Here is a 26,554-nt window from a genome sequence, read left to right as displayed (position 1 = left end):
TCTATGCAAATTCATTACTATCCGCGGCGCTGTTCGGCGCCGACCCGTTCCGCTGCGGCCTCCACGGCCGCTTGCCGCGCAGCGCTGGCCTCGTCCTCGGTGAGGGTGCGATCGGGGGCACGGAAGCGCAGCGCGAACGCCAGCGACTTGCGGCCCCCGCCGACCTGGGGGCCGGTGTAGACGTCGAAGAGCCGTACGTCCTCGAGCAGCGGCCCCGCGCCCGCCCGGACCGCGTCGACCACGGCGGCCGCGGCGACGTCTTCGTCGACGACGAGGCTGATGTCCTGGAACACCGCGGGAAACGGCGACACTTTCGGAGCCGGGAGTCGTTCGACGATGGGTATGGCGTCCAGATCCAGTTCGAGGGCACATGTGCGCTTGGGCAGTCCCGACCGTTCGACGACCGCGGGGTGCAGTTCACCGGCGTGGCCGACGACGGGCCCGCTCTCTCGGTCGCCCAGCACCACTTCGGCGCAGCGGCCCGGATGCCACGGGAGGTGCTGCGCGGCGCGCAGGCTCAACTCGACACCAGCGGCGCGAGCGATCACCTGCACCGCCTCGAACGCGTCATCGGGTTGCACCGCCCGGCCCGGCCCCCACGGGCCTGCCGGCTCGCGCAGCCCCGCCAACACCACGCCGACGTGCTGGGGCTGTTCCGGCAGCGACGCGTTCAGCGCAGCGATCTCGTCCTCGCTGGGCCGCCGGTCGGTTGGTATCCGCCCGACGGAACGGGTGTCTGGCGTCGGCTTGACGACCTGCTGGATCGCGAACAAACCGACGTCTACAGTGCCGCGAGACACGTTGCGGCTCAACGCCTCCAGTAGCCCGGGCAGCAGAGTGGTGGCCAACTGCGGGCGGTCGGAATCCAGCGGGTTGAGCACGTTGATCGTGGTCCGGCGGCTGTCGTCGGCGGGCAGACCCCATTCGTCGAAGACGTCCGAGGACGAAAACGGCGTGGGCAGGATCTCCACGAAACCGTTGAGTGCCAACGACTTACCGATCGCACGCCGTCGCCGCTGCACCGGGGTCAGCCCGCGACCGGCCGGGGCGAGCGGCAACACCGACGGGATGGTTTCCAGATCTTCCAGGCGCAGCACCTCTTCGACGAGGTCGGCGGGCTGGACGAGGTCGGGTCGCCAACTCGGCGGGGTGACGGTGAGGATTCCGTCGGCGGCGACGACCTGTGCACCGATCTGGGTGAGCCGCCGTTCGGCGGTGCCCGGGGCGTATTCGACACCAGCGGTGCGGTCGGGCAGGTGGGTCGCCATCGTGACCGGCGGGTGCGACCAGTCGTCTCGGGGTGGCTCACCGCGCCAATCGGTCAGCGTGGGTTCGACCGTGCCGTTGGTGATCTCGGCCAGCAGCGTGGCGCAGCGGTCCAGCGCGGCGACCGAGATCTCCGGATCCACGGAGCGTTCGTATCGCCGGCCGGCCTCGCTGTACAGGCGCAGTCGCCGCTGGGTGCGCGACACGGCGGCCGGATCCCACACGGCGGCCTCGAGCAGCACGTCGGTGGTGGTGTCGCGCACCTCGGTGGTGCCCGCGCCCATCACGCCGCCGATCGCGGCGGTCGCGACGTCGTCGACGATCAGCACATCGGCCGAATCGAGACGGCGTTCGACGTCGTCGAGGGTGACCACGGTCTCCCCCGGCTCGGCGAACCGCACGCGGAAGCCTCCGGTGACGAGGCTTCGGTCGTGGGCGTGCATCGGGTGGCCCAGTTCGAGCATCACGTAGTTGGTGACGTCCACTGCGGGCGAAATCGCCCGGATGCCGGACAGGAGAAGCCGGCGCTGCAACCACCACGGGGAAACGGCTGAGGGATCGATGCCGCTCACCGGGCGCAACCCGAAGCGCTGTACACCGGTACCCGGTTCGATCGACACGGGCAGCGCCTCGCCCTCGGCTGGTAGCGGCGCCACGTCGGCGGGGTCGACGTAGTCGAGGTCGTAGGCGGTGGCGACCTCACGGGCCATACCGCGCACCGACAGGCAGTAGCCGCGGTCCGGCGTGATGGCCAGGTGGAACACGACGTCGTCGAGGCCGAGAACGTCGGCGGCCGGGGTGCCCGGTGCGGCGGTGCCAGGAGGCAGCACGAGAATGCCCGAATGGTCGGTGCCGAGGTTCATTTCGGCCGTCGAGCAGATCATCCCATCGGAGATCCGTCCGTAGGTCTTGCGGCTGGCGATCGAGAAGTCGCCTGGCAGCACGGTACCGGGCAGTGCCGCCACGACCAGGTCTCCGACAGCGAAGTTCGTTGCGCCGCAAACGATGTCACGCGGCTCGGGATCGCCGACATCCACCTTGACGGCGCGGATGGGCTTCTTGAACTCGGTGAGCTCCTCGATGGCGGCGACCCGTCCCACCGTCAGCGGGCCGGTGACGGGCCCGACCGGGATGACCTCCTCGACCTCGTGGCCGATGCGGATCAACGTCTGTTCGAGCTCGGTGGGACTCACGTCCCAACCCGGAGCCCCGGCCCGCACGACGTCGCGCAGCCAGCTGTACGGCAGCCGCATCAGGCCCCTACCCCGAACGGCAGGGAGAACCGCACATCACCTTCGACCATGTCGCGCATGTCCGGAATCCCGTTACGGAACTGCAGAGTTCGTTCCAAGCCCATACCGAAGGCGAAGCCGGAGTAGGCGTTTGGATCGATCCCGCAGGCGCGCAGCACGTTTGGATTGACCATGCCGCAGCCGCCCCATTCCACCCAGCCGGCTCCGTCCTTCTTGTTCTCGAACCAGACGTCGACTTCGGCCGACGGCTCGGTGAACGGGAAGAAGTGCGGACGGAACCGGGTGCGGCCCTGCGGGCCGAACTCCGAGCGGGCGAACGCGTCCAGTGTCCCGCGCAGGTGCGCCATCGTCAGCCCCTTGTCCACCGCCAGGCCTTCGACCTGATGGAAGACCGGCGTGTGGGTGGCGTCGAGTTCGTCGGTTCGAAACGTGCGCCCGATCGAGACGATGTAGACCGGCGGCTCGCGTTCCAGCAGCGTGCGAATCTGCACCGGCGAGGTGTGCGTGCGCAACACCTGCCGCGACCCCTCCGGGGCGATGTGGAACGTGTCCTGCTCGCTGCGCGCCGGGTGGTCGGGAGGAAAGTTCAGCGCATCGAAGTTGAATTGCTCGGTCTCGACCTCGGGTCCCTCGGCGAGTTCCCACCCCATCGCGATGAACGTGTCGGCGATGCGCTCGCCCAGGATCGTGATCGGGTGGCGGGCGCCGACCGGTTGCCGGGTCGACGGCAGCGTCACGTCGATGCGCTCGGCCACCAGCACCGCGGCATCCCGCTCTGCCCGCAGCGCCGCCAATCTGTCGTCATACGCGCTCTGCGCCCGTGTGCGCGCGACGTTGACCCGCTTACCCGCGTCGGCCCGGTCGGCCTTGGCCAGCGACCCAAGCGACTGGCGCGCCAACGCGATCGGAGACCGGTCGCCCAGATGCTCGGTTTTCGCGCGCGCGAGCGCATCGAGATCGACGGCCGCGTCGAACGCGCGCTCAGCGGCGCTGACAGCCTCGGCCAGCGCGTCTTCGGACAGGTCTACGGGCTGATCAGCCACCCGGCGATCATAGGCGATGTACCGATTGGCCTCGACCGCCCACCGGCGGGGCGAACCGCTATTCCGCCGTGGGGTGCTCTTCGTCGTTTCCGGCAGCCGGCAGGTGCTTGACGGTTTTCAGCCGGTACATGACGAAATCGGTGGGCACACCGTCCTGTTTGGGCGCGAAGAGCTGCCGGCGGAGGCGTTGGGGCTCGACGCCGAGCGATTCGAGTTCCTCGTCCGGGATACGGTCCAGCGTCGTTTTCGACACAACCAGTTCTCCGCGGGTCGCACGGCTCATCACGCGGGCCGCGATGTTGACATCGACGCCGAGCCAGTCCGACCCGATGCGCTGCGGATGGCCCGTGTGCACGCCCACCCGCATCCGGGGCGTAAAACCATCGACCTCAACAGTTTTCACCGCCTCACGTGCGGCGATCACGGCCCGCACCGCGGTAGTCGGGTCGTAGAACACCGCCATCAGACCGTCGCCCATGCGCTTGACGATGTGACCTCCGGCCTCCAGCAGGGGTGGCTCGGCCACCTGTGACACGCGACGGACCAGCCGCAAGGTGGCCTCGTCGCCCGCGTTCAGCGACCACGCCGAGAACCCGACGAGATCGGTGAACACCAGCGTCGTCTCACGATTGGCCGGTTTTCCGGACACGCGCTCGGTGAGGGCCTGCCACACTTGGAGCGCGCCGAGGCTCACCTCGCGGGTTGCCGCGTCGCGTTGGAGTAGCCGATCGGCGGCGCGGGCGGCCGCCCGGGGCCCACCCACCCCGTCGGCCGACAGCGGGTCGCCGAACTCCGGATCACCAGGCAACGCGCGCCGCGTCCGTCGCAAGAAAGCGATGACACCCGGGTTGCGGTTGGGGTTCTTCAGCCACCTGCGGGGAATCTGCGAACCCTGCGACCGCACAGGCTGATCCGGTAGCTGTTCGACTTCGCCGATGCTGCCCGACCGTTCATCGAACGACTCGACATCCACGGTGCGAGCCTATGCGGCCGTTTCTCGGCGCTGCAACGACGCTTTGCGAAAGCGACCGCCGATTAACGAAGCCGAGCGGGTTATGCGCTGGTCTGGGGGCTTTCACCTGCGTGCGAGTTGCCCTCGTCGCCCGTCCGTGAAGTTTGAGAGCACATTTGCTGGTTACAGGCCTGTGGCCCGCTGATAGAGCATGGATAACACTGCCGGACGACACCGCCGGATGTCGTAGACAACGTTAGTTGTCAACATTATCGTGGTGTTCGACGCCATTCAGCGAAGGAATCACATGACCGCGAGCACCACCGCCAACCCCCTGGGGCCCGACTCGTTGACGTGGAAATACTTCGGCGATCTGCGCACCGGGCTGCTGGGTGTGTGGATCGGCGCCGTGCAGAACATGTACCCGGAACTCGGCGCGGGCGTCGAGGACCATTCGATCCTGCTCCGCGAGCCGCTGCAGCGCGTCGCCCGCTCGGTGTATCCGATCATGGGTGTGGTCTACGACGGCGAACGCGCCACGCAGACCGGTGAACAGATCAAGAGCTACCACACCACGATCAAGGGTGTGGACGGCGAAGGCCGGCGTTACCACGCGTTGAATCCCGAGACGTTCTACTGGGCACACGCCACCTTCTTCATGCTGATCATCAAGACCGCCGAGTACTTCTGCGGCGGGCTGACCGAAGCCGAGAAACGCCAGCTGTTCGACGAGCACGTGCAGTGGTACCGGATGTACGGCATGAGCATGCGACCGGTGCCGAAGAGCTGGGAGGAGTTCCGCGAGTACTGGGACCGTAAGTGCCGCGAAGAGCTCGAGATCAACCGCGCGACGCTCGACATCTTCTCGATCCGCATTCCCAAGCCGTGGTTCGTCTTGATGCCCACCGGGCTGTGGGATCAGATCTTCAAGCCGATGGTGGGCGCGCAGCGCTGGATCGCGGCAGGCGTGTTCGACGAAGCCCTCCGCGAGAAGGCCAACATGCGGTGGACGCCGGGAGACGAGGTGCTCCTGCGCCTGTTCGGCAAGCTGGTAGAGCTGGCGTTCGTGGCGGTGCCCGACGAAATCCGGTTGCACCCAAGGGCTTTGACCGCCTACCGGCGCGCGCAGGGCCGTCTTCCCGACGACGCTCCACTGGTCGAGGCGCCGGCGTTCATGGCGCCGCCGAGTGACCGGCGCGGGCTGCCGATGCACTACGTCCCGCCCCGCAAGTCGCTGCTCGGCCGGGCGGGCTCGCTGGTGCACACGACGTTCTCTTTGGCGGGGCTGCGTCCGGCCCGCGGACGCCATAAGGCAGCGTGAGTGCATGCTCGAATGGTCTGATGTCGATCTCGCCGTGCGCGATGCCGTGCGCGAGTTCGTCGACAAGGAAATCCGCCCCCACGTCGATGCGCTGGAAAGCGGCGAGATGGAGCCCTACCCCATCGTCCGCAAGCTGTTCGCGACGTTCGGTATCGCCGACATGGCCCGCGAGTCGCTGAACAAGCGCCTCGACCGGCTCCGCGAAGGCGGCGGCTCGTCGGAGAGGTCCTCGGGCGGCGGCATGTTCGGCGAGGGCTCCGGCGGGATGGGGTTCGTCGTGGTCAGCGAGCTGTGCCGGGTGTCGATGGGCGTCGTCACCGGCATGGGGGTCAGCCTCGGGCTGACGGTACCGACGATCATGAGCCGCGGCACGCTGGCCCAGCAGGAGCGCTGGCTGCCCGATCTGGTCACCTACGACAAGGTCGGCGCATGGGCGATCACCGAGCCCGACTCGGGCTCCGATGCGTTCGGCGGCATGAAGTCCTATGTGGTTCGTGCCTCCGATGGATCGGGCGACTACATCCTCAATGGCCAGAAGACCTTCATCACCAACGGCCCCGACGCCGACGTCGTAGTGGTGTACGCGAAGCTCGACGAGGGCGACCCCAGCGTCGACAAGCGCGACCGCAAGGTGCTGACCTTCGTTCTCGACCGCGGTATGGAGGGTTTCGTGCAGTCGAAACCGTTCCGCAAGATGGGGATTCACAGCTCACGCACCGGTGAGTTGTTCTTCAACAACGTGCGGTTAGGCCGGGACCGGTTGCTCGGCGAAACCGAAGGGGACGGAGCCAGTTCCGATGGTCGCTCCAGCGCGCGGTCGAACTTCAGCGCCGAACGTATCGGTGTCGCAGCGATGTCGTTGGGCGTGATCGAGGAGTGCCTGCGGCTGTGTGTCGACTACGCCAAGAGCCGCACGCTGTGGGGCCAAGAGATCGGACAGTTCCAGCTGATCCAGCTCAAGCTCGCGAACATGGAGGTGGCGCGGATGAACGTGCGCAACATTCTGTTTCGCGTGATCGAGGCCGCGCAGACCGGTGTGCCGATCTCACTGCCGGAGGCGTCGGCGATCAAGTGGTACTGCTCGCAGGCCGCCACCGACGTGGCGATGGACGCGGTGCAGTTGTTCGGTGGCAACGGTTACATGACCGAGTACCGCGTCGAACAGCTGGCGCGCGACGCCAAGTCGCTGATGATCTACGCCGGCAGTAACGAGGTGCAGATCACCCACGTGGCGCGGGGTCTGCTCAGCTCCTGACGCCTCAGCGGTCCTCGACGATGAACTGCGCGGCGCGGGCGGCCATGGCCATCACCGGCCCGTTCAGGTTGCCGGCCAACATGATCGGCATCGCCGAGCAGTCGACGATACGCAGATCCTCGAGGCCCCGCACCCGCAACCGATCGTCGACGATGTCGTCGTCGCTGGGGCCCATGGCGCAGCTGCCGATGGCGTGGTATCCGCAGTAGCCGCCGTCCAGCGCCGCGTCGACGAGTTCGTCGTCACTCTGCGCCTGCGGTCCAGGGAAGGTCTCGTGGTCGATGTGCTCGGCGATCGGTGACTGCTCGAACAACTCCCTTGCCCGGCGCAGAAGGTTCGCGGTGGTGCTGCGGTCGTGGTCGCTGGTGAGGTAACTCGGGTCGAGCAGCAGCGGCGCCGCCGGATCCGCGGCGGTGATCGCGACGCTGCCCTCCGAGGTGGGCCGCAGGGTGAAGCCCAGGCAGGACACCCCGGGGTCACGCTCGAGGGCCACCGGCTCGCCGTCGTTGTAGGCCGGAATAGTGAAGGGCCCCAACAGAAGTTGTCCGTCGACCCGCGGCATGTCCGGTACGGTCTTCATGAACGCCAGCACATCGAAGGTCGGCGTCGCCAGCGAGCCCCGGCGCCTGGCCAGATAGCGCGCGGCGCTTCTGGCCTGCCCGGCCCGGCTGGACAGCTGCCGGTTGTATCCGAGCTCGGCGTTGAGCCGATACTTCAGCGCGAAGCAACGGTGTTCGCGCATCTGCCTGCCCACCTTCGCACGTTCGAGCAGCACCTGGACCCCGGCACGGTCGAGTACCTCGCGCGGTCCGATGCCCGACAGCTGCAGCAGTTTCGGGCTGCCCATGCTGCCGAGGGCGAGGATCGTCTCGCAGTTGGCCTGGAACTCGGACCGCGCGCCGTTGGGCATTCGAACGGTGATGCCTGTGGCGCGATCGTTCTCGATGCCGACGCGGCACACCTCTGCCCGCGTGAGAACGGTGAGGTTCGGCCGTCGCATCGCCGGCCGGAGGAAGGCGTCGGCCGCGCTCACCCGGCGCCCCCTGCGGATGGTGGCCGGCGTGAAGCCTATGCGGGGCTCGTCGCTCTCGTTGATGTCGTCGAGCGGACGAAGCCCGGCGTTGGCACCGGCCTGAACCATTTCCTGGCTGACGATGTCCTGCTCGGCCGCCACCGAGATGTGCAGCGGTCCGCCCGCGCCTCGGGTGGGCGAGGCGCCGAACGCGTTGTCCTCCATGGCTTTGAAGATGGGCAGGATCTCATCCCAGCCCCACCCCTTGTTGCCCAGCCGCTCCAACTCGTCGTAGTCGGCCCGGTTACCACGGTTGTAGACCATGCCGTTGATCGAACTCGAACCGCCGATCACCCTTCCACGCGTCCAGAATTCGCGCCGTCGTCGCGGCCCGAACGGCGTCGTGGCATAGCGCCAGACGTATTTCTCGTTCTCGAACAACATGCCCGAGCCCTTGGGCACGTGGAGCATCGGATGCCGGTCGGGACCGCCGGCCTCGACGAGCAGCACCGTTGTCGCCGGGTCGGCGGACAGCCGATTCGCCAGTACGCACCCGGCCGAGCCGGCGCCCGCGATGATGTAGTCGAATCGACGCATCGCCGCACAATACTTCGCCGAGCTAAGGTTGTGGGCCGATTTGAGCGTCGCAGTGACACAACGCGCTTCGACGCTATAGGCGCTGTGCCCGCGCGCTCTGATACAGGCAGATCGCCGCGGCGGCGGCCACGTTGAGGCTTTCGGCGGCACCCGGCATCGGGATGCGGACGCGGTGCGTGGCCGATGCCGCCAGTTCCGCAGGCAGACCGTGGGCCTCCGGCCCGAACAACCACGCCGTCGGCTCGCCCAGTGCGGCCTCCAGAGCGGGATCGTCCAATGACGTCTCGCCGTCGAGGGTGGTCGCCAACACCTGCAGGCCGGCGCCGGCGAGGTCCGACACCGCCGAGGCGGCGTCGTTCTCGGTGACGACGGGAATCGCGAAGATGCTGCCCGCCGAGGCACGTAGGCATTTGCCGTTGTAGGGGTCGACGCTGTGCCCGGCGAACACGACGGCGTCGGCTCCCATCGCGTCGGCGATTCGGATCAACGTGCCGGCGTTGCCCGGTTCCGACATCTCGACTGCGACGGCCATAAGCCGCGGCACATCGGCCAGCACATCGGGCAGCGACGTCTTTGGCGTCGAGCACACGGCCACCAGGCCGACGGGGGTCACGGTCTCCGACAAGGCTTTCGCGGCGCGTTCGGTCACCAGATGCACCGGCACGTCCGCCAGCATCGCACCGAACCGGTCCAGGGCGTCCTCGGTGGCGAAGACCTCGGATACGAGTCCGCGCCGCAGCGCTGCCTCGACGAGGTTGGGCCCCTCGGCGAGGAAGCGTGCGGCGCGGCGTCGCGCAACGTGGCGGTGCAGCTTGACCGCTGCGACCACCCGGGCGGAGCGTTCGGTGAGCGTCAGGCAGCCTCGCCCGACGGCGCGTTCACGTCCTCGGGCAGTGCGCCCTTGGCGACCTCCACCAGCGCGGTGAACGCCGTCGGATCGCTGACCGCGATCTCGGCGAGGTTCTTGCGGTCCACCTCGACGCCAGCGGCCTTCAGCCCCTGGATGAGTCGGTTGTAGGTGATGTCGTTGGCGCGGGCGGCGGCATTGATGCGCGAGATCCACAACTTGCGGAACTCACCCTTGCGGGCGCGCCGGTCACGATAGGCGTAGTTGAGCGAATGCAGTTGCTGCTCTTTGGCCTTGCGGTACAGCCGCGACCGTTGACCCCGATAGCCCTTGGAGGCCTTGAGGATTGTCCGCCGCTTCTTCTGGGCGTTGACTGCGCGCTTGACGCGTGCCATGGGAATGTCCTTCGTTCAGGTCGTACGTGTGTCGTGGTCAGCCGTTGAGCATCTTCTTGATGCGGGCATTGTCAGCGGCCGACACAACCGTGCGGCCGTCGAGTCGCCGGGTGCGCTTGCTCGGCTTGTGCTCGAGCAAGTGGCGGCGGTTGGCCTTCTGGCGCACGATCTTGCCGGTTCCGGTGCGACGGAACCGCTTCGATGCGCCGCTGTGGGTCTTCGCCTTGGGCATAGGTCCTCTGCTCTGTCGTTCTAACTGTTTCTTTCGGGTGCGGGGGCCGGCTCTGCAGAGCTTTCGGCCTGTTGCGCCGCCTTGGCGCGAGTCTTCGCGCCGCGGTGCGGGGCCAGCACCATCGTCATGTTGCGGCCGTCCTGCTTGGCGGAGGTTTCGACGAAGCCGTAGTCGGCGACGTCGGCGCCCAGCCGCTGCAGGAGACGGAAGCCCAATTCGGGTCGCGACTGCTCGCGGCCGCGGAACATGATCGTCACCTTGACCTTGGACCCTGCCTCCAGGAAGCGGATCACGTGACCCTTTTTGGTCTCGTAGTCGTGCGGGTCGATCTTGGGACGGAGCTTCTGTTCCTTGACGACGGTCTGCTGCTGGTTCTTGCGAGACTCGCGCGCCTTCTGAGCCGTCTCGTATTTGAACTTTCCGTAGTCCATGATCTTGCAGACCGGGGGTTTGGCATCCGGTGCTACTTCGACGAGATCGAGATCGGCATCCGCGGCGACGCGGAGGGCATCTTCGATGCGCACGATGCCTACCTGTTCACCGCCCGGTCCGATCAAGCGGACTTCAGGTACGCGGATGCGCTCGTTGACGCGGGTCTCAGTGCTGATGGGGCCTCCTATGTTGTCCTCAAGGAGCCCACTCCGTCAGCTCTGTTCAACCGAACAGAAAAGCCCTGCTCGCAGCAGGGCCCACAGCCGACCAGGACAGGCACTGACGCCTGTGACCGGACCGCTGAGCCTTCGAAGAATGTCCGTTGGCCAGCGGTGGGAGGGGGACTCCACTTGCTGTCCCTGGCGTTTGCCGGGACGGTCGCGCATGCCAGTCTAGCAGCATGACCGACGACTCGAACTCAGGTGACCTGCACGGTTCGGACGGCTCCAGCGATCTGAACGGCACAGCCGTTCGTGAGCTCGCCGACATCCCGGCCGTCGAGGTGATCACCCGCTCGGCCGTGATGCTGATGAGCGCTGCCGCCGAGAAGCTCGGGTTGTCGGCCGACGATCCTGACGACAGCCCGTACCGTGATCTCGACGAGGCGCGCCGGCTGATCACCGCGCTCGCCGGCCTTGTCACCGCGTCCGCGGAGTATCTCGGACCCCATGCCGGGCCGGTGCGTGACGGCCTCAGGTCGCTGCAGTTGGCGTTCCGTGAGGCCAGCGCATCGCCCGACGAACCAGGGCAAGGACCCGGCGAGAAATACACCGGACCCGTCTGGTCGTGAGTCGCCACCCATTCGGCGTCCTGAGCGAATAATGTCGCGGCCTATGACCGTCGCCAGCCTGCCCGTCACCCGCCGCAGGTCGAGGTACTGGTGGGTGCCCGCGGCGGCGGGCTGGACGGTCGGCATCATCGCCACACTCTCGTTGTTGGCCAGCGTCTCGCCGTTCGTGCGGTCGGTCATCCGGGTTCCGCGCGAGTTCGTCAACGACTACCTCTTCAATTTCCCCGATACCAGCTTCGCGTGGGCGTTCGTGCTGGCGCTGTTGGCCGCGGCGCTCGCCGCGCGTAAGCGGATCGCCTGGTGGATCCTGGTCGGCTACATGGTGGGCGCGATCGCCTTCAATGTCGCAGCCCTGGTGTCCGGCGACGAGTCGGTGGTCGAGGAGATCGGCGAAGTCATCGGGCTGGTCTTCCACCTCGCCGCGATTCTGTTCCTGTTGCTGGCTCGCGGCGAGTTCTGGGCGAAGGTGCGCCGCGGCGCTCTCCTGAAGGCGGCGGTCGTGCTGGTCGCCGGAATGGCGATCGGCACCGCGATCGGATGGGGCCTGCTCGAGGTCTTCCCGGGCACGCTGGCCCGCGGCGACCGGTTCTGGTACGCGTTGAACCGGGTCAGCGCGTTCGCGGGCGCGGATTCCTCGAATTTCACCGGTCATCCGCATGTCCTGATCAACGCGCTGCTCGGGCTGTTCGGCGCGCTGGCCCTGATGGTCGCGGCGATCGTGCTGTTCCAGTCCCAGCGCGCCGAGAACGCACTGACCGGTGAGGACGAATCCGCATTGCGCGGGCTGCTGGAGTTGTTCGGCAAGAACGACTCGCTCGGTTACTTCGCGACGCGCCGCGACAAGGCGGTGGTGTTCGCGCCCAACGGGCGCGCCGCCATCACCTACCGCGTGGAAGTCGGTGTGTGCCTGGCCAGTGGGGACCCGGTGGGTGATCCCAAGGCGTGGCCGGCGGCGATCGAGGCGTGGCTCGCGCTGTGTCAGACCTATGGCTGGGCTCCGGGGGTGATGGGCGCGAGCTCGGCGGGCGCCGAGGCGTTCCGTGAGGCCGGGCTCAACGCCTTGCAACTCGGCGACGAGGCGATTCTGTATCCCGACAACTTCCGGCTCTCCGGGCCCGATATGCGCGCGGTCCGGCAGGCCGTGACCCGGGCGCGGCGTGCGGGCGCGAGCGTCCGCATCCGCAGGCACCGCGATCTCGGCGACGAGGAGATGGCCGATGTCATCGCCCGCGCCGATGCCTGGCGCGACACCGACGACGAGCGCGGCTTCTCGATGGCGTTGGGCAGGCTCGGCGACCCGGCCGACGGTGACTGCCTGCTGGTGGAGGCGCTCCGGAACGAGGCCGGGCGGTCGGGCGGGAATGCTGAAGTCGTGGCGATGCTGTCGTTGGTGCCGTGGGGCACCAACGGCGTCTCGCTGGACCTGATGCGCCGCTCACCCCAGTCCCCCAACGGCACCATCGAGCTGATGGTCAGCGAACTGTGCATGCAGGCCGAAGACATCGGCATCACGCGGATCTCGTTGAACTTCGCCATGTTCCGCTCGGCGTTCGAACAGGGCGCTCAGCTCGGCGCTGGGCCGATCGCGCGGTTGTGGCGCAGCCTGCTCGTGTTCTTCTCGCGATGGTGGCAGCTCGAGACGCTGTACCGCTCGAACATGAAATACCAACCGGAGTGGGTGCCGCGCTACGCGTGCTACGACGATGCCCGACTGGTGCCCCGGGTCGGGGTGGCGTCAGTGATCGCCGAAGGCTTTCTGGTGTTGCCCTTCTCGCGACGCCACGAACAGCCTCACACCGGACACCACACCGCGGTACCGCGGGATCTGATGGCGACCGGACTGCTGCACCACGACGGCACCGCCCCCGACCTCAGCGGCCTGGCGGCGGATCTACCCGACGCCGAGGGGCCGCGGCTGCCGGAGCAGGTCCGGGTGCGCATGGCCAAGCTGAAGGCGTTGCAGAACAACGGGATCGACGCCTATCCCGTCGGCACGCCTCCGTCGCACACGATCGCCGAGGCGATCGACGCAGACGACGATGCCGCGGTGAGGGTTGCGGGCAGGGTGCTGCGCAGCCGCGATTACGGCGGCGTGCTCTTCGCCCAGTTGCGCGACTGGTCCGGGGAAGTCCAGCTGCTGTTGGACAATTCGTTGCTCGAATCGGCGACGACGGCCGACTTCACCCACGCCATCGATCTCGGCGACCTCATCGAGGTTTCGGGCACGATGGGCTACAGCCGGAAGGGCGTCCGCTCACTCCTGGTGCGTGACTGGCGGATGATCGGCAAATGCCTGCGCCCGCTACCGGACAAGTGGAAGGGGTTGACCGACCAGGAAGCCCGTGTGCGCGCCCGCTACGTCGATCTGGCGATCAACACCGAGGCTCGTGACCTCATCCGCGCACGCAGCGGAGTGCTGCACGCCATTCGGGAAACCCTGGTGGCCAAGGGATTCCTCGAGGTCGAGACGCCGATCCTGCAACAGATCCACGGCGGTGCCAACGCCCGACCGTTCCTCACCCACATCAACGCCTACGATCTGGACCTCTACCTGCGTATCGCTCCCGAGCTGTACCTCAAGCGACTCTGTGTTGGCGGCGTCGAGCGGGTTTTCGAGCTGGGCAGGGCGTTCCGCAACGAGGGCGTCGACTTCAGCCACAACCCCGAATTCACGCTGCTGGAGGCGTATCAGGCGCATGCGGACTACAACGTCTGGATCGATGGTTGTCAGCAGCTGATACAGAACGCGGCCGTGGCTGCCAACGGTGAGCAGGTGTTCTACCGGCCACGGGAAGGTGGGGGACTCGAGCCTGTCGACATCTCCGGTCAGTGGGCGGTCAAGACGGTGCACGATGCGGTCTCCGAGGCTCTCGGCGAGCAGATCGGCCCCGAGACGGAGCTGCCGGGTCTGCGCAAACTGTGTGACGCCGCGGGCATTCCGTACCTGACGCAGTGGGACGCCGGCGCGGTGGTGCTGGAACTCTACGAGCGGTTGGTCGAGGACCGCACCGAAGCGCCGACGTTCTACAAGGACTTCCCGACATCCGTGTCGCCGTTGACGCGACCGCACCGCAGCATTCCCGGCGTCGCAGAACGCTGGGACCTGGTCGCCTGGGGAGTCGAACTCGGCACTGCCTACAGCGAGCTCACCGATCCAGTCGAGCAGCGGCGCCGGTTACAGGAGCAGTCGCTGCTGGCTGCAGGCGGCGATCCGGAGGCTATGGAACTCGACGAGGACTTCTTGCAGGCGATGGAATACGCGATGCCGCCCACGGGCGGTCTGGGCATGGGTGTCGACCGCGTCGTCATGCTGATCACGGGGCGCAGCATTCGCGAGACGCTGCCGTTTCCGTTGGCCAAACCGCGTTGACAGCTTCTTTACAGCTCACGCCAAGGATCAACGCTCACCCTTGAGCCGTGACACTGGTGACACTGGCGCATTCGCTGCGTGGCCACCTGTCCTTGTTGCATGGCTGGATTCCGACCACGGTTCAGATCGTCGCGGCGGTCGTCCTGATCGCGGCCGTCGGATGGCGAACGCGTCGGTGGCGGCTGGTGTGGCTGCCGTCGGCGGCGTTGTTCGGTACTGCGCTCGCGGTGGCGACGTACGTGTACATCGCATCCGAGGGGCTGTCAGACAACCCCGCTCCCCGTTCGCTGTGGGTGTGGGTGGCACTGACCGGCGCGGCGTGCGCCGTTCTGGTTGCAGGCTGGCGCGGCGCCCGGTGGTGGCGTCGCGGTGTCTCGCTGATGTCGCTGCCGCTGTGCCTGTTGTCCGTCGCGCTGGCCGTCAACCTCTGGGTGGGTTACGTCCCGACCGTGGGAGCTGCGTGGAATCAACTCACCGCGGGACCGCTGCCCGATCAGACTGACGCGTCGACCATGCTGGCGATGCGGCAGCGGCACCAGATCCCGATCGGGGGCACGGTGGTGCCGGTCGACATCGGCGACAAGGCGTCCGGTTTCAAGCACCGCGGTGAACTCGTCTACCTGCCGCCCGCGTGGTACGCGACTGATCCCCCGCCGCCGCTTCCGACGGTGATGATGATCGGCGGTGAGTTCAACACCCCGGCGGACTGGGTCCGGGCCGGCAATGCGGTCGCCACCGTCGGGGACTTCGCCGCCGCGCACCGCGGGTATGCCCCGGTGCTCGTGTTCGTCGACGCCGGCGGAACGTTCCGCAACGACACCGAATGCGTGAACGGCAAGCGGGGCAACGCCGCCGACCACCTCACCAAGGACGTCGTGCCGTTCATGGTGTCGAGGTTCAATGTGAGTGCCCGACAGGCGAACTGGGGCGTCGTCGGATGGTCGATGGGCGGCACCTGTGCCGTCGACCTGGCGGTGATGCATCCCGACATGTTCGGGGCGTTCGATGACATCGCCGGCGATCTGACCCCCAACTCCGGCACCAAGGACCAGACGATCGAGCGCCTGTTCGGCGGCAATTCCGCAGCCTACGCGGCATTTGACCCCATGACGGTGATCAACCGGCACGGCCGCTATTCGAGCCTCACCGGGCGGTTCGACGTCAATACCGTTGACGCCGGACCGCAGAAGGATGCGGCGAACGTGCTAAGCACCCTGGCCAGCGCGAACGGCATCGCCTGCTCCGTCGTGGTTCAACCGGGCAAGCACGACTGGCCGTACGCCGCACACGCTTTTGCGACGGCCCTGCCGTGGCTGGCGGCTCAACTCGGCACGCCGGGTGTTGCGACGAATCCGCTGTCGCCACCTGGAACCTCTTCGATCGAACAGACCGCGGGCAAGTGACGATCACGGGCATGCGCACTCCGGTGAGGGAGCCTTCCGCCTGATGGAGAGCAGAACGCTCAAGCGCAAGGTGCAGCGGACGCGGCAGTCTGGTCAGTAACCGCGATGACGTGGGAGCAGGTACCGTAAGCGGCATGCCGGACGATGCCGAGCCGGAGCCGGATCAGGAACCCGCGGTCGACGCGGAGGTCGTCGAGCCGAAACCTCAGTCCACCGCGCCGGTCGAGCCCGTCGACAGCGGCTACACCCCAGGCGGCGTCCCGACCTTCGACGCCGTGCGGGAGAAGATCGAAACGCGCTATGGCACCGCGATCGGCGCCTCCGAACTCGCGGCGGAAACTCCCGAAGGCCGCAGTGTCGCCGAACAATACGACGAGCGACAGCGGGCGGCCGCCGAACGGTTGGCGCAGATCCGGGAACAGATGCGCAAGCAGTCCGACGAATCTCAGTAGTCCGACATCGGCGCTCACTCGCACCATCGTGGCGTGCCAGGCGTGGCTTCTCACAACAGCTTCATACCGATCCAGACATTGGCGGCGCGCGAGGTACGGTTCGCAGGCGATGCGAAAGTTCACGATCGACGAGCGGCGGGCACGGCTGGCGCGCCGGCACTTCCTCTCTGCGCCCGCGGACTCGGTGAGCGCCGCCGTCAACGCTGTGATCGGGCTGCACGCAACCGATCCGGCCACCCCGTACCTGTCGCTGTGGGCGCGGGTGCCGGGGTTCGGGGTCGCCGATCTGGACGCCGAACTCTACGAGCGACGCACGCTGGTCAAGCATCTCGCGATGCGCAGAACACTGTGGACGGTGCGCGTCGGCGACGTGCCGCTGATCCAGGCCGCGGCAAGCGACAGGGTCGCCGACAACGAGCGCCGACGCCTCATCGCCGATGCGCAGAACGCCGGTATCTGCGCGGACGGCGACGCGTGGCTCGACGCAGCCCGCGTGGCGGTCTTGCGGCATCTGGCCGAACAGGGGCCGACGAGCGCGAAGGACCTGCGGGAGGCGCTGCCCGAGTTGGCCGGGAGCTGGGACCCGGCCCCGGGTAAGCGGTGGGGCGGCGAGACGCCGCTGGCGCCGCGGATCCTGACCGTGCTGGCGGTGCGGGGCGACATCGTGCGCGGCCCCAACGACGGGAAATGGACGACGTCACGACCCCTTTGGGTCGCCACCGGCGACTGGATCGGCACCGCCGACGCGGCCGACCCGCAGACGGCCCGCGCGGCCCTTGTGCGCCGCTGGCTCGCCGCATTCGGTCCGGCCACCGTGACCGACATCAAGTGGTGGTTCGGTAACACGTCGACCTGGGTGCGCGAGGCGTTGCGTGACCTCGGCGCCGTCGAGGTCGACCTCCACGGCACGCCGGGGTTCGTCCTAGCCGACGATCTCGAGGGCGAACCCGAACCCGAGCCGTGGTGCGCACTGCTGCCCGGCCTGGACGTCACGACGATGGGCTGGTTCGAGCGCGACTGGTACCTCGAGCCGCACCGGGCGCACGTGTTCGACAGAAACGGCAACGGCGGGCCCACCGCGTGGTGCGACGGCAGGATCGTCGGTGGGTGGGGTCAGGACGATGCCGGCCGGGTCGAGGTGCGACTGCTCGAGGATGTGGGCCGCTCGGCGCGGAGCCGACTGCAGAAACGCGCCGACGATTTGACCGCGTGGCTCGACGGCGTACGGATCAGCCCGCGGTTCCCCTCCCCGTTGTCGAAGGGCTAGCGCCGAATCTGAAGATATACACGAGTCTTCGCCGAATTCTCGCGCACAAGCTCAGTTTCGGCGCAGTCGCATCAGGCGCTGACCTTGCTGCGTTTGCCGTTGCGCGGCTTGGGTTTCGGCCGTTCGACGCCCAGACACTCGGCCAGAAAGTGGCCGGTGTAACTGTCGGGATTGGCCGCGACGCCCTCCGGCGTCCCGGACGCGACGAGGGTGCCGCCGCCTGCTCCGCCCTCGGGCCCCATGTCGACGATCCAGTCCGATGTCTTGATCACGTCTAGGTTGTGCTCGATGACGATCACCGTATTACCTTTGTCCACAAGGCCGTTGATCACCTTGAGTAGCTTGCGGATGTCCTCGAAATGCAGGCCGGTGGTCGGCTCGTCGAGGATGTACACCGTGCGGCCGGTCGAGCGCTTCTGCAGTTCGGAGGCTAGCTTGACACGCTGGGCCTCACCACCGGACAGTGTCGGCGCCGGCTGGCCGAGACGCACGTAACCCAGGCCCACGTCGACGAGCGTCTTCAGGTACCGGTGGATCGAGGTGATCGGGGCGAAGAACTCGGCGGCCTCCTCGATCGACATGTCGAGGACTTCGGCGATGGTCTTGCCCTTGTAGTGCACCTCGAGCGTCTCGCGGTTGTACCGGGCGCCCTGGCACACCTCGCACGGCACGTACACGTCGGGCAGGAAGTTCATCTCGATCTTGATGGTGCCGTCACCGGAGCACGCCTCGCAGCGGCCGCCCTTGACGTTGAACGAGAACCGGCCCGGTTGGTACCCGCGCACCTTGGCCTCGGTGGTGGCAGCGAACAGCGTGCGGATCTTGTCGAAGACGCCGGTGTAGGTGGCGGGATTGGACCGTGGTGTGCGGCCGATCGGCGATTGGTCGACGCGGACCAGCTTGTCGAGCTTGTCCAGGCCCGTCACCCGGGTGTGACGGCCCGGCACCTGTCGGGCGCCGTTGAGTTTGTTGGCCAACACCGACGCCAGGATGTCGTTGACCAGCGTCGACTTACCCGATCCCGAAACCCCGGTGACCGAGGTCAGCACCCCGAGCGGGAAGGAAACGTCGATCTCGCGCAGGTTGTGCTCACGGGCGCCGACGACCGTGAGCTGCCGCTTCTTGTCGACGGGACGCCGGATCGCCGGTACCTCGATCTCTTCCTTACCCGAAAGATAAGCCCCCGTAAGCGATTCCGGGTTCTTCAGCAGCTCGTCGTAGGGTCCGCTGTGCACGATCTGACCGCCGTGCTCGCCGGCCGCGGGACCGATGTCGACGACCCAGTCGGCATGGGCGATGGTGTCGAGATCGTGCTCGACGACGATCAGCGTGTTACCCAGATCCCGCAACCGGACCAGCGTGTCGATCAGCCGGCGGTTGTCCCGCTGATGCAGGCCGATGGACGGTTCGTCGAGTACGTAGAGCACCCCGACGAGCCCCGACCCGATCTGGGTGGCGAGCCGAATCCGTTGGGCCTCACCGCCGGACAGCGTGGCGGCGGCCCGGGACAGCGACAGGTAGTCCAGTCCGACGTCGAGCAGGAAGCCCAGCCGCGACTGGATCTCTTTGAGCACCTGACCCGCGATGGCCTGCTCGCGTGCGCCCAGCGTCAGCGCGTTGAGGAACTCCGAGCACTCGGCGATCGACAGCTCGGCGACCTCGGCGATGGACTTCGGGCCGAACTCCCCCGCCGTCAGCGTCACCGCGAGGATCTCGGGCTTGAGCCGCGTGCCCTCGCACTCCGGGCAGGGCACGTCACGCATGAAGCCCTCGTAACGCTCCTTCATCTGCTCAGAGTCCGTCTGCTCCATGCGGCGCTGCAGGAACGCCATCACGCCCTCGAAATCGGCGTAGTACGAACGGGTTCGGCCGTAACGGTTCTTGTACCGCACATGGACCTGCTCGTCGCAGCCCTCGAGGATCGCCCTGCGCGCCTTGGCGGGTAGTTTCCGCCACGGCGTGTTCACATCGAAACCGAGCGCGTCGCCGAGCCCCGCCAGCATCCGGGTGAAGTACTCCGCTGTCTGCCCCATCGACCAGGGCGCGATCGCCCCCTCGGCGAGGGTCAGGTCCGGATCGGGCACGACCAGTTCGGGATCGACCTCCTTGCGAATGCCCAGCCCGAGGCATTCCGGGCAGGCGCCGTAGGGCGAGTTGAACGAGAACGACCGCGGCTCGAGGTCGTCGACGGCCAACGGGTGCCCGTTCGGGCAGGCCAGCCTCTCGGAGAACCGCTGCTCGCGGTGCGGATGGTCGTCTTCGCGGTCGACGAATTCGAGGACGACGATGCCGTCGGCCAGATTCAGCGCGGTTTCGATCGAGTCGGTCAGCCGCTGCTTGGCGCCGGCCTTCACCGTCAGGCGGTCGACGACCACCTCGATGTCGTGTTTCTCCTGCTTCTTGAGCTTCGGCGGATCGGTGAGCGGATACACCACACCGTCCACCCGAACCCGGCTGTAGCCCTGGGTGTTCAGTTTGTCGAACAGGTCGACGAACTCGCCCTTGCGCGTGCGCACCACCGGTGCGAGCACCTGAAAGCGCAGCCCCTCGTCCATGGCGAGCACCTGGTCGACGATCTGCTGGGGCGTCTGCCGGGCGATGCGTTCACCGCAGATCGGGCAGTGCGGCGTGCCCGCGCGGGCGTACAGCAGGCGCAGGTAGTCGTAGACCTCGGTGATGGTGCCGACCGTCGACCGCGGGTTGCGGTTGGTCGACTTCTGGTCGATGGACACCGCCGGCGACAGGCCCTCGATGAAGTCGACGTCGGGTTTGTCCATCTGACCGAGGAACTGGCGGGCATAGGCCGACAGCGACTCGACGTAGCGGCGCTGGCCCTCGGCGAAGATGGTGTCGAAGGCCAGCGACGACTTACCCGAACCCGACAGCCCGGTGAAGACGATCAGCGCGTCGCGTGGTAAATCAAGATCGACACTTCGCAGGTTGTGCTCGCGCGCACCCTTGACGACAAGGCGGTCAGCCACCCGGTGAATCCTCCCAAGACATAGTTCAAACCCACTCTATGTGGACCCAGTGACAAGTCCCGGGCCAAGCCCCAGCCAAGCCGGATACCGTGAGGATCATGACCGTCGTCGACGACAACTACACCGGCCATGTCGAGCCAGGAACCGCGGCCCGGCGGACACTCCCCGGCGCCTCGATCATCAAGGTTTCGGTCGGCCCGATGGACAACAACGCCTACCTCATCACGTGTTCCCGCACCGGCGAGACACTGCTGATCGACGCCGCCAACGACGCGTCGGTCCTGCTCGAGGTGATCGAGAAGCACGCCCCGAAGCTGTCGCTGATCGTCACAAGCCACCAGCACTTCGACCACTGGCAGGCGCTGGAAGAGGTCGCCAAGGTCACCGGCGTGCCGACGGCGGCGCACCAGCTCGACGCCGACCCGCTGCCGGTCCGGCCCGACCGAATCCTGACCCACGGCGACAAGGTCGACGTCGGCGAACTGTCCTTCGACGTCATCCACCTGCAGGGCCACACCCCCGGCTCGGTGGCGCTCGCACTCGACGGGGCCGACGAGGCGACCCACCTGTTCACCGGGGACTGCCTTTTCCCGGGCGGTGTCGGCAAGACGTGGGAGGACGGGGCTTTCGACCAGTTGCTGGGGGATGTGACCCGCCGCGTGTTCGAGGTCTACGACGATTCGACGGTGGTCTACCCGGGCCACGGCGACGACACGACGCTCGGCGCTGAGCGGCCGCATCTGGCCGAGTGGAAAGAACGCGGTTGGTAGACGCGCCCGTCGCGGTCGTCACGGGTGCCAGCCGCGGCGCCGGCCGCGGAATCGCGCACGCGCTGGGCAGCCACGGCTGCACGGTGTATGTCACCGGACGCACCGAGCGCGCGGGCGACTCCGTGCTCGACGGCACGATTCACGAGACCGCCGAGCTGGTCACGGCCGCCGGCGGCACCGGGATCGCCGTCCGTGTCGACCATGCCGTCGACGAACAGACGAAGGCCCTCTTCGAGCGGGTCGGGCGGGAACAGGGCCGACTGGACATCCTGGTGAACAACGCGGTGATCATTCGCGACGAGATGATGGGCCGGACCCGGTTCTGGGAAGAGCCCGTCAACGTCATCGACACCCTCGACGTCGGTCTGCGCAGCAGCTATGTCGCGACCGTGTACGCGGCGCCGCTGATGCTCGCCCAGCGGCGCGGCTTGGTGGCGTTCACCTCCGCGCCCGGTGCGGCCCACTACGTGTTCGGCCCGGCCTACGGCGTCCACAAGGCCGGGACCGACAAGATGGCCGCCGACATGGCGGTCGACTTCCGCGACTTCGGCATCGCGACGGCCTCGATCTGGATGGGCGTGCTGCTGACCGAACGCTTCAAGCAGCTCATGGCGAGCGCCCCCGACAAGCTGGCCCACCTGCTCGACAACACCGAGACGCCGGAGTTCACCGGGCACCTGATCTGGGCCCTGTTCAACGACCCCCGGCTGATGGACAAGAGTGGCCAGACCTTCATCGGCGCGGAGTTGGCGGCGGAATATGGCATCACCGACCAGGGGGGTCGACGACCACCGTCCTACCGCGACCTGCACGGGATTCATCCGGTCAGGCAGTTCGACCGCATATTGCGGTGAATCCCCGCCTGAATCGCTTCGACGGCGGGTGAGGTGGGGCGAGCCGCGGCCTAGTGGCGACCAAAACCGAGGAAGCTGACGCCCGGCAACTCATATCCGTCGGCAGTAGCGAAAGCTGACACCGCTTTCCCAGCACGCTCGCGGATGGCTGCGGTCATCTCCGTTGGCAGTGAGCCGAGGAGTTGAGCGACTGGCCCCGCCAACGACGGGACCACCGACCACCACTCGTCGATGGACAGCGTCCGCATGGGAGCCGAAATCTCCCGGACATCGACGTCGCTGAACCCGGCTCCAGCCAACAACTCACCGAGAGTTCCTTGAGTCTCCAGCGAGAACGGTCCGGGAACACCTGGCGGCGGAACCGGCGCTCCCAACTCGGCGGTAACCGCGTCGAACAGCAAGCCCAGCCACGGATTACGGTCACGAGGTCCCCACACAGTGAACGCCGCACGCCCGCCCGGCTTGAGGACGCGGTTGGTCTCGCGTAGGGCGGATGACGGATCAGGTACGAGCATCAGGCCTTCACGGCACAGCGCGACGTCGAAGGTCGCGTCGGGATAGTCCAAGCGCTGCAGATCCATGTCCCGGACCGTCACGTTCGCAAGTCCTGCCTTGGCCGCTCGGTCCGCTGCAATCGCAGTCATCTCGGGCGCGAAGTCGGTGAGCTCGACGGCGCCCTCCGGCCCGACGAGCCCCGCGGCAGCGAGCCCGACACCGCCGGGCCCGCATGCCAATTCAAGAACGCGCTCGCCGCGACGAAGGCTGACGGCATCGAGCATGGCCTGCGCGACTGCCGCTCCCCTGCGGTCAACGAAATCAGCGTTCAGTCCCCAAGCCGGCGCCACCGACGCCCACATAGAGCGCAGAGCCGCGTCGCAGCCGTCGACGTCGTCTGCGACGTGATCGTCGTCCGCCGCCGCAGGCGGCTGCTTCGCGTCCATCCGCGCCTCCGAGGTCTGTTGAATGGCCGTCCTTCACATGATCCGCTCGCACGGTCGAACGTGCGGGCGGATCCGCACGATATCGGCGTCAGTGGCAAATGCAGACGATGGCCACCGAATCGCAGGGCCGCGACTGGGTCAACCGGACGTTGGGCAGCCATCTGACGATCGGCGATGCGAACTTCGATAGATTGCCTGGTGAAGAAGAAAGGGCACACATGAACACCGATCAGTTGAAGAAGGCGCAGAGCGGCGCCGGGTTCATCGCGGCACTCGACCAGAGCGGCGGCAGCACCCCCAAGGCGCTGAAGCTCTACGGGATTCCCGACGACGCGTACTCCGGCGACGACCAGATGTTCGACCTCGTGCACGAGATGCGCACACGCATCATCACCAGCCCTGCCTTCGACGGCGACCGCATCATGGGCACCATCCTGTTCGAGCAGACGATGGACCGCGAGATCGAGGGCCGGCCGACGGCCGACTACCTGTGGAACGTCAAGAACATCGTGCCGTTCCTCAAGATCGACAAGGGTCTGGCCGACGAAAAGGACGGCGCGCAGACGATGAAGCCGATGCCCGGCCTCGACGATCTGCTCGACCGTGCCGTCGCCAACGGGGTCTTCGGCACCAAGGAGCGCTCGGTCATCAAACTGCCCGGTGCCGGCCTGGACGCCGTCGTGGCTCAGCAGTTCGAGGTCGCCGAACAGGTCCTCGCCAAGGGCCTGGTGCCGATCATCGAACCCGAGGTCGACATCAAGAGCACGAAGAAGGCCGAGGCCGAGGATCAGCTCAAGGCCGCGCTGCTCGATGGTGTGGGCAGGCTCGGCGACAAGAAGGTCATGATCAAGCTGACGCTGCCCGACACCGACAACCTGTACAAGGAGCTCGTCGATCATCCGAACGTGCTGCGGGTCGTCGCACTGTCCGGCGGGTACAGCCGCGACGAGGCGAACGAGAAGCTGTCCCGCAACATCGGTGTCATCGCGAGCTTCTCGCGCGCGCTGACCGAGGGTCTGTCCGCCCAGCAGAGCGACGAGGAGTTCAACTCCACGCTCGACCAGGCGATCGCGAGCATCGCCAAAGCGTCGAGCACCTGATCTCGCTGCGGGATTACGCGTCGGCGATCGTCGCCGGCGCGCTCCCCGCGCTCGCGTTGCCGGCACCCGCTCTGTGGTGGCTGGCCTGGATCGGGCTGGTCCCGCTGCTGCTCGTGCTCCGTTCGGCTCCGACGTCCGGACAGTCCGCCGCGCGAGCCTGGCTGGCGATGGCGGCGTTCGTCGGCGTCACCCAGCATTGGCTGTGGCCGAGCACCGGTCCCCCGCTGCTCCTGCTCGCGGCCGGACTCGGTGCGTTGTGGCTGCCCTTCGGTTGGGCGGCGCACCGCGTGCTGGCCGGCGACGTCACCTCCGCTCGGGCCGTCAGCGCGGTGGTGGTGCTGCCCAGCATGTGGGTGCTCGCGGAGGCGGTCCGGTCGTGGGACCGGCTCGGCGGGCCGTGGGCCGTCCTCGGCGCATCGCAGTGGAATCAACCGGCCACCTTGGCGCCCGCCTCCCTGGGCGGTGTGTGGCTCGTCAGTTTCCTCGTGGTGGCGGTCAACACCGCGGTCGTCGTCGCGCTGGTGCGGCGTTCGGCCGCGCCGGCCGCACTGGCAGTGGTTCTTCTCGCCATCGGTCCGGGCTGGTTCTGGCTGGGGCCGGAACCTACCGCCGGCCCGACGGTCCGCATCGCACTCGTTCAGCCGGGCGACATCACCGAATCCGCGGCGCGACAGGCCGCGAGCGAGGCACTGACCGAACAACTGGCCGGGCAGCGACTCGACCTGGTCGTGTGGGGTGAAAGCAGTGTGGGCGTGGACCTTTCGACCCACCCCGAGGTGACCGCACGGCTCGCCGCCCTGTCCCGGCGCGTCGGTGCCGACCTGCTGGTCAACGTCGACGCACGGGCGGCATCGGGAGGCATCTACAAGTCATCTGTGCTTGTCGACCCGGATGGCGTGCAAGGCTCGTACGCCAAGACGCGGCTGGTGCCGTTCGGCGAATACGTGCCGCTCCGGCCGCTGATCGGCTGGGCCACCTCCAACACCCAAGCCGCAGGCGAGGATCGCCGTCGCGGGGACGGACCCGTCGTCCTGCACACCGACACCGTCGCGTTCGCACCGCTGATCAGCTTCGAGACGACCTTCTCCGACCTCGCGCGATACGGGGTCCGGCGGGGAGCGGAGCTCGTCGTCTACCAGAGTTCGACGTCGTCGTACCAAGGCAGTTGGGCCCAACCGCAGTTGGCGGCGATGCCGGCCGCACATGCGGTCGAGGTGGGGCGTCCCGCGGTCCACGCCGCGCTGTCCGGGATCAGTTCGGCATTCGACGCTCGGGGCCGCCGGCTGGCATGGATGCCCGCCGCCGAGCGCGGGATCGCCGTCGTCGACGTCCCGCTGGACGCGCGGACGACCCTGTATCAGCGGTGGGGCGGATGGCCGATCGTGGCGGCGCTGGTGGTGGTTACGGCGTGGTGTGCACGATCAGCACGTCGGTCTTGGACCGGCGTGCGACGTTGGCGGGTACGGAACCGAGCAACCTGCCGGCGATGGTGGACAGACCGACGTTGCCGACGACCAGGAGATCGGCCTTGACCTCCTCGGCCAGTTCGACCAGCGCGTCGACGGGAGCGCCGACGACGGCCTTCTCTTCGACGTTCTTCGCGCCCGCTTGGTGCGCGCGCTCCTTCGCCTCGCGCAGGATCGCGTAGATCGGCGCGTTGCCGGACATCTTGTAGCCCTCGTCCTTGAGCACGTCGGCTGCTCGCTGGTCTTCGTCCTGGGGGAAGTACGCCGTTGCGACGATCAGCCTGGCATCGGCTCCGGCAAGATGGCCGGCCTTCTCCACCGCGCGCAGCGACGAGTCCGACCCGTCCGTGCCAACCAAGACGGTCTGATAGGCGCTCATCCATATCCTCCCAGTTTCAGTTCCGTTGCCACCCGGAACAGTAGCCGCTCGGGTGGCAAATGCCTGCGATTTCGTCCTACTTCGCACCCAACGTCACCATGGCCTATCCCAGGTGACGCCGCCTACACCCGGTCGTCATCATGACTTCCGTACCCCTTCGGCGAGCGCTGCGGGAT

21 protein-coding genes and 1 pseudogene are annotated in these 26,554 nt (G+C 67.4%); 11 read left to right on the top strand and 11 right to left on the bottom strand.

Annotation, left to right across the window (positions count from 1 at the left end):
• Positions 1 to 17 precede the first annotated feature (17 nt).
• The 3 genes from pheT to AU193_RS19650 are packed head-to-tail and all read right to left on the bottom strand — an operon-like array spanning position 18 to position 4,535.
• Complete coding sequence (gene pheT, locus AU193_RS19660; RefSeq protein ID WP_064424029.1) at positions 18 to 2,519, bottom strand: phenylalanine--tRNA ligase subunit beta; 2,502 nt, start codon at positions 2,517 to 2,519, stop codon at positions 18 to 20.
• Positions 2,519 to 3,562: a phenylalanine--tRNA ligase subunit alpha gene (gene pheS / locus AU193_RS19655; protein ID WP_064424028.1), complete on the bottom strand. Its 1,044-nt coding sequence runs from the start codon at positions 3,560 to 3,562 to the stop codon at positions 2,519 to 2,521. The genes pheT and pheS overlap by 1 nt, the downstream gene beginning before the upstream one ends.
• Positions 3,563 to 3,620: 58 nt before the next feature.
• Positions 3,621 to 4,535: an adenylate/guanylate cyclase domain-containing protein gene (locus AU193_RS19650; protein WP_082683062.1), complete on the bottom strand. Its 915-nt coding sequence runs from the start codon at positions 4,533 to 4,535 to the stop codon at positions 3,621 to 3,623.
• 286 nt (positions 4,536 to 4,821) lie between these two features.
• Here AU193_RS19650 and AU193_RS19645 point away from each other — a divergent pair, with 286 nt between their 5' ends.
• Both AU193_RS19645 and AU193_RS19640 read left to right on the top strand, forming a co-directional pair.
• A complete protein-coding gene (locus AU193_RS19645) occupies positions 4,822 to 5,835 on the top strand; it encodes an oxygenase MpaB family protein (RefSeq protein WP_064424027.1) in 1,014 nt (337 codons plus the stop codon).
• A gap of 4 nt (positions 5,836 to 5,839) precedes the next feature.
• On the top strand, positions 5,840 to 7,090 hold the full coding sequence (locus AU193_RS19640) for an acyl-CoA dehydrogenase family protein (RefSeq protein WP_064424026.1): 1,251 nt from the start codon (positions 5,840 to 5,842) through the stop codon (positions 7,088 to 7,090).
• 4 nt (positions 7,091 to 7,094) lie between these two features.
• On the opposite strand, the gene AU193_RS19635 is transcribed toward AU193_RS19640, so the two are convergent.
• From AU193_RS19635 to infC, 5 genes are all read right to left on the bottom strand, one after another.
• Positions 7,095 to 8,699 (bottom strand): GMC family oxidoreductase, encoded by a 1,605-nt coding sequence (locus tag AU193_RS19635; RefSeq protein WP_064424025.1) that lies wholly within the window; start codon positions 8,697 to 8,699, stop codon positions 7,095 to 7,097.
• Positions 8,700 to 8,772: 73 nt separating this feature from the next.
• Complete coding sequence (locus tag AU193_RS19630; protein ID WP_064424024.1) at positions 8,773 to 9,528, bottom strand: RNA methyltransferase; 756 nt, start codon at positions 9,526 to 9,528, stop codon at positions 8,773 to 8,775.
• Between the two features lie 23 nt (positions 9,529 to 9,551).
• The gene (rplT, locus tag AU193_RS19625; protein WP_064424023.1) at positions 9,552 to 9,941 is read right to left on the bottom strand and encodes a 50S ribosomal protein L20; all 390 of its coding nucleotides are present in this window, start codon (positions 9,939 to 9,941) and stop codon (positions 9,552 to 9,554) included.
• A 37-nt stretch (positions 9,942 to 9,978) separates the two neighbouring features.
• Positions 9,979 to 10,173: a 50S ribosomal protein L35 gene (gene rpmI, locus AU193_RS19620; protein ID WP_064346257.1), complete on the bottom strand. Its 195-nt coding sequence runs from the start codon at positions 10,171 to 10,173 to the stop codon at positions 9,979 to 9,981.
• A 20-nt stretch (positions 10,174 to 10,193) separates the two neighbouring features.
• Positions 10,194 to 10,781, bottom strand: coding sequence for a translation initiation factor IF-3 (gene infC / locus AU193_RS19615; RefSeq protein ID WP_172798370.1), 588 nt, complete (start codon positions 10,779 to 10,781; stop codon positions 10,194 to 10,196).
• 224 nt (positions 10,782 to 11,005) lie between these two features.
• Between infC and AU193_RS19610 the strand changes: the two genes are divergently transcribed.
• From AU193_RS19610 to AU193_RS19590, 5 genes are all read left to right on the top strand, one after another.
• Entirely contained in the window at positions 11,006 to 11,395 is a 390-nt protein-coding gene (locus AU193_RS19610) for a DUF1844 domain-containing protein (protein ID WP_064424021.1), read from the top strand.
• Between the two features lie 43 nt (positions 11,396 to 11,438).
• Positions 11,439 to 14,765 carry a bifunctional lysylphosphatidylglycerol synthetase/lysine--tRNA ligase LysX gene (gene lysX / locus AU193_RS19605; RefSeq protein WP_064424020.1) on the top strand — a complete coding sequence of 1,109 codons (3,327 nt, stop codon included), beginning with the start codon at positions 11,439 to 11,441 and terminating at the stop codon, positions 14,763 to 14,765.
• 56 nt (positions 14,766 to 14,821) lie between these two features.
• The gene (locus AU193_RS19600) at positions 14,822 to 16,168 is read left to right on the top strand and encodes an alpha/beta hydrolase (RefSeq protein WP_371259248.1); all 1,347 of its coding nucleotides are present in this window, start codon (positions 14,822 to 14,824) and stop codon (positions 16,166 to 16,168) included.
• A gap of 134 nt (positions 16,169 to 16,302) precedes the next feature.
• Positions 16,303 to 16,620 (top strand): hypothetical protein, encoded by a 318-nt coding sequence (locus tag AU193_RS19595; protein WP_064424019.1) that lies wholly within the window; start codon positions 16,303 to 16,305, stop codon positions 16,618 to 16,620.
• 109 nt (positions 16,621 to 16,729) lie between these two features.
• Positions 16,730 to 17,887, top strand: a complete 1,158-nt coding sequence (locus AU193_RS19590; protein WP_064424018.1) for a winged helix DNA-binding domain-containing protein — start codon at positions 16,730 to 16,732, stop codon at positions 17,885 to 17,887.
• Positions 17,888 to 17,958: 71 nt separating this feature from the next.
• On the opposite strand, the gene uvrA is transcribed toward AU193_RS19590, so the two are convergent.
• Positions 17,959 to 20,868, bottom strand: coding sequence for an excinuclease ABC subunit UvrA (gene uvrA, locus AU193_RS19585; RefSeq protein ID WP_064424017.1), 2,910 nt, complete (start codon positions 20,866 to 20,868; stop codon positions 17,959 to 17,961).
• Between the two features lie 98 nt (positions 20,869 to 20,966).
• Here uvrA and AU193_RS19580 point away from each other — a divergent pair, with 98 nt between their 5' ends.
• Complete coding sequence (locus tag AU193_RS19580) at positions 20,967 to 21,638, top strand: MBL fold metallo-hydrolase (protein WP_064424016.1); 672 nt, start codon at positions 20,967 to 20,969, stop codon at positions 21,636 to 21,638.
• Positions 21,632 to 22,492, top strand: coding sequence for an SDR family NAD(P)-dependent oxidoreductase (locus AU193_RS19575; protein ID WP_064424075.1), 861 nt, complete (start codon positions 21,632 to 21,634; stop codon positions 22,490 to 22,492). The genes AU193_RS19580 and AU193_RS19575 overlap by 7 nt, the downstream gene beginning before the upstream one ends.
• A 50-nt stretch (positions 22,493 to 22,542) precedes the next feature.
• Here the strand turns inward: AU193_RS19575 and AU193_RS19570 are convergent, their stop codons facing one another.
• Positions 22,543 to 23,433 (bottom strand): class I SAM-dependent methyltransferase, encoded by an 891-nt coding sequence (locus tag AU193_RS19570; RefSeq protein WP_082683060.1) that lies wholly within the window; start codon positions 23,431 to 23,433, stop codon positions 22,543 to 22,545.
• 218 nt (positions 23,434 to 23,651) lie between these two features.
• On the opposite strand from AU193_RS19570, the gene AU193_RS19565 reads away from it, so the two are divergent.
• A complete protein-coding gene (locus AU193_RS19565; RefSeq protein WP_064424073.1) occupies positions 23,652 to 24,533 on the top strand; it encodes a fructose bisphosphate aldolase in 882 nt (293 codons plus the stop codon).
• A pseudogene (gene lnt / locus AU193_RS19560) lies at positions 24,530 to 25,969 on the top strand (apolipoprotein N-acyltransferase); the annotation flags it as partial. The gene AU193_RS19565 and the pseudogene lnt, both read left to right, overlap by 4 nt.
• On the opposite strand, the gene AU193_RS23685 reads toward lnt, so the two are convergent.
• Positions 25,935 to 26,378 carry a universal stress protein gene (locus AU193_RS23685; protein ID WP_064424015.1) on the bottom strand — a complete coding sequence of 148 codons (444 nt, stop codon included), beginning with the start codon at positions 26,376 to 26,378 and terminating at the stop codon, positions 25,935 to 25,937. The pseudogene lnt and the gene AU193_RS23685 sit on opposite strands and share 35 nt — an antisense overlap.
• Between the last annotated feature and the right edge of the window lie 176 nt (positions 26,379 to 26,554).

The organism is Mycobacterium sp. GA-1285 (assembly GCF_001499905.1).
GTDB lineage: Bacteria > Actinomycetota > Actinomycetes > Mycobacteriales > Mycobacteriaceae > Mycobacterium.
The sequence above is the reverse complement of the archived record's forward strand: the minus strand, read 5'-3'. Positions and strand labels throughout refer to the sequence as shown.

Excerpts from the sequence above, each read along its gene's own strand:
- pheT (WP_064424029.1), bottom strand. The coding sequence starts at position 2,519 with ATGCGGCTGCCGTACAGCTGGCTGCGCGACGTCGTGCGGGCCGGGGCT.
- AU193_RS19645 (WP_064424027.1), top strand. The coding sequence starts at position 4,822 with ATGACCGCGAGCACCACCGCCAACCCCCTGGGGCCCGACTCGTTGACG.
- AU193_RS19640 (WP_064424026.1), top strand. The coding sequence starts at position 5,840 with ATGCTCGAATGGTCTGATGTCGATCTCGCCGTGCGCGATGCCGTGCGC.
- AU193_RS19635 (WP_064424025.1), bottom strand. The coding sequence starts at position 8,699 with ATGCGTCGATTCGACTACATCATCGCGGGCGCCGGCTCGGCCGGGTGC.
- rplT (WP_064424023.1), bottom strand. The coding sequence starts at position 9,941 with ATGGCACGCGTCAAGCGCGCAGTCAACGCCCAGAAGAAGCGGCGGACA.
- rpmI (WP_064346257.1), bottom strand. The coding sequence starts at position 10,173 with ATGCCCAAGGCGAAGACCCACAGCGGCGCATCGAAGCGGTTCCGTCGC.
- AU193_RS19610 (WP_064424021.1), top strand. The coding sequence starts at position 11,006 with ATGACCGACGACTCGAACTCAGGTGACCTGCACGGTTCGGACGGCTCC.
- lysX (WP_064424020.1), top strand. The coding sequence starts at position 11,439 with ATGACCGTCGCCAGCCTGCCCGTCACCCGCCGCAGGTCGAGGTACTGG.
- AU193_RS19595 (WP_064424019.1), top strand. The coding sequence starts at position 16,303 with ATGCCGGACGATGCCGAGCCGGAGCCGGATCAGGAACCCGCGGTCGAC.
- AU193_RS19590 (WP_064424018.1), top strand. The coding sequence starts at position 16,730 with ATGCGAAAGTTCACGATCGACGAGCGGCGGGCACGGCTGGCGCGCCGG.
- AU193_RS19580 (WP_064424016.1), top strand. The coding sequence starts at position 20,967 with ATGACCGTCGTCGACGACAACTACACCGGCCATGTCGAGCCAGGAACC.
- AU193_RS19570 (WP_082683060.1), bottom strand. The coding sequence starts at position 23,433 with ATGGACGCGAAGCAGCCGCCTGCGGCGGCGGACGACGATCACGTCGCA.
- AU193_RS19565 (WP_064424073.1), top strand. The coding sequence starts at position 23,652 with ATGAACACCGATCAGTTGAAGAAGGCGCAGAGCGGCGCCGGGTTCATC.
- AU193_RS23685 (WP_064424015.1), bottom strand. The coding sequence starts at position 26,378 with ATGAGCGCCTATCAGACCGTCTTGGTTGGCACGGACGGGTCGGACTCG.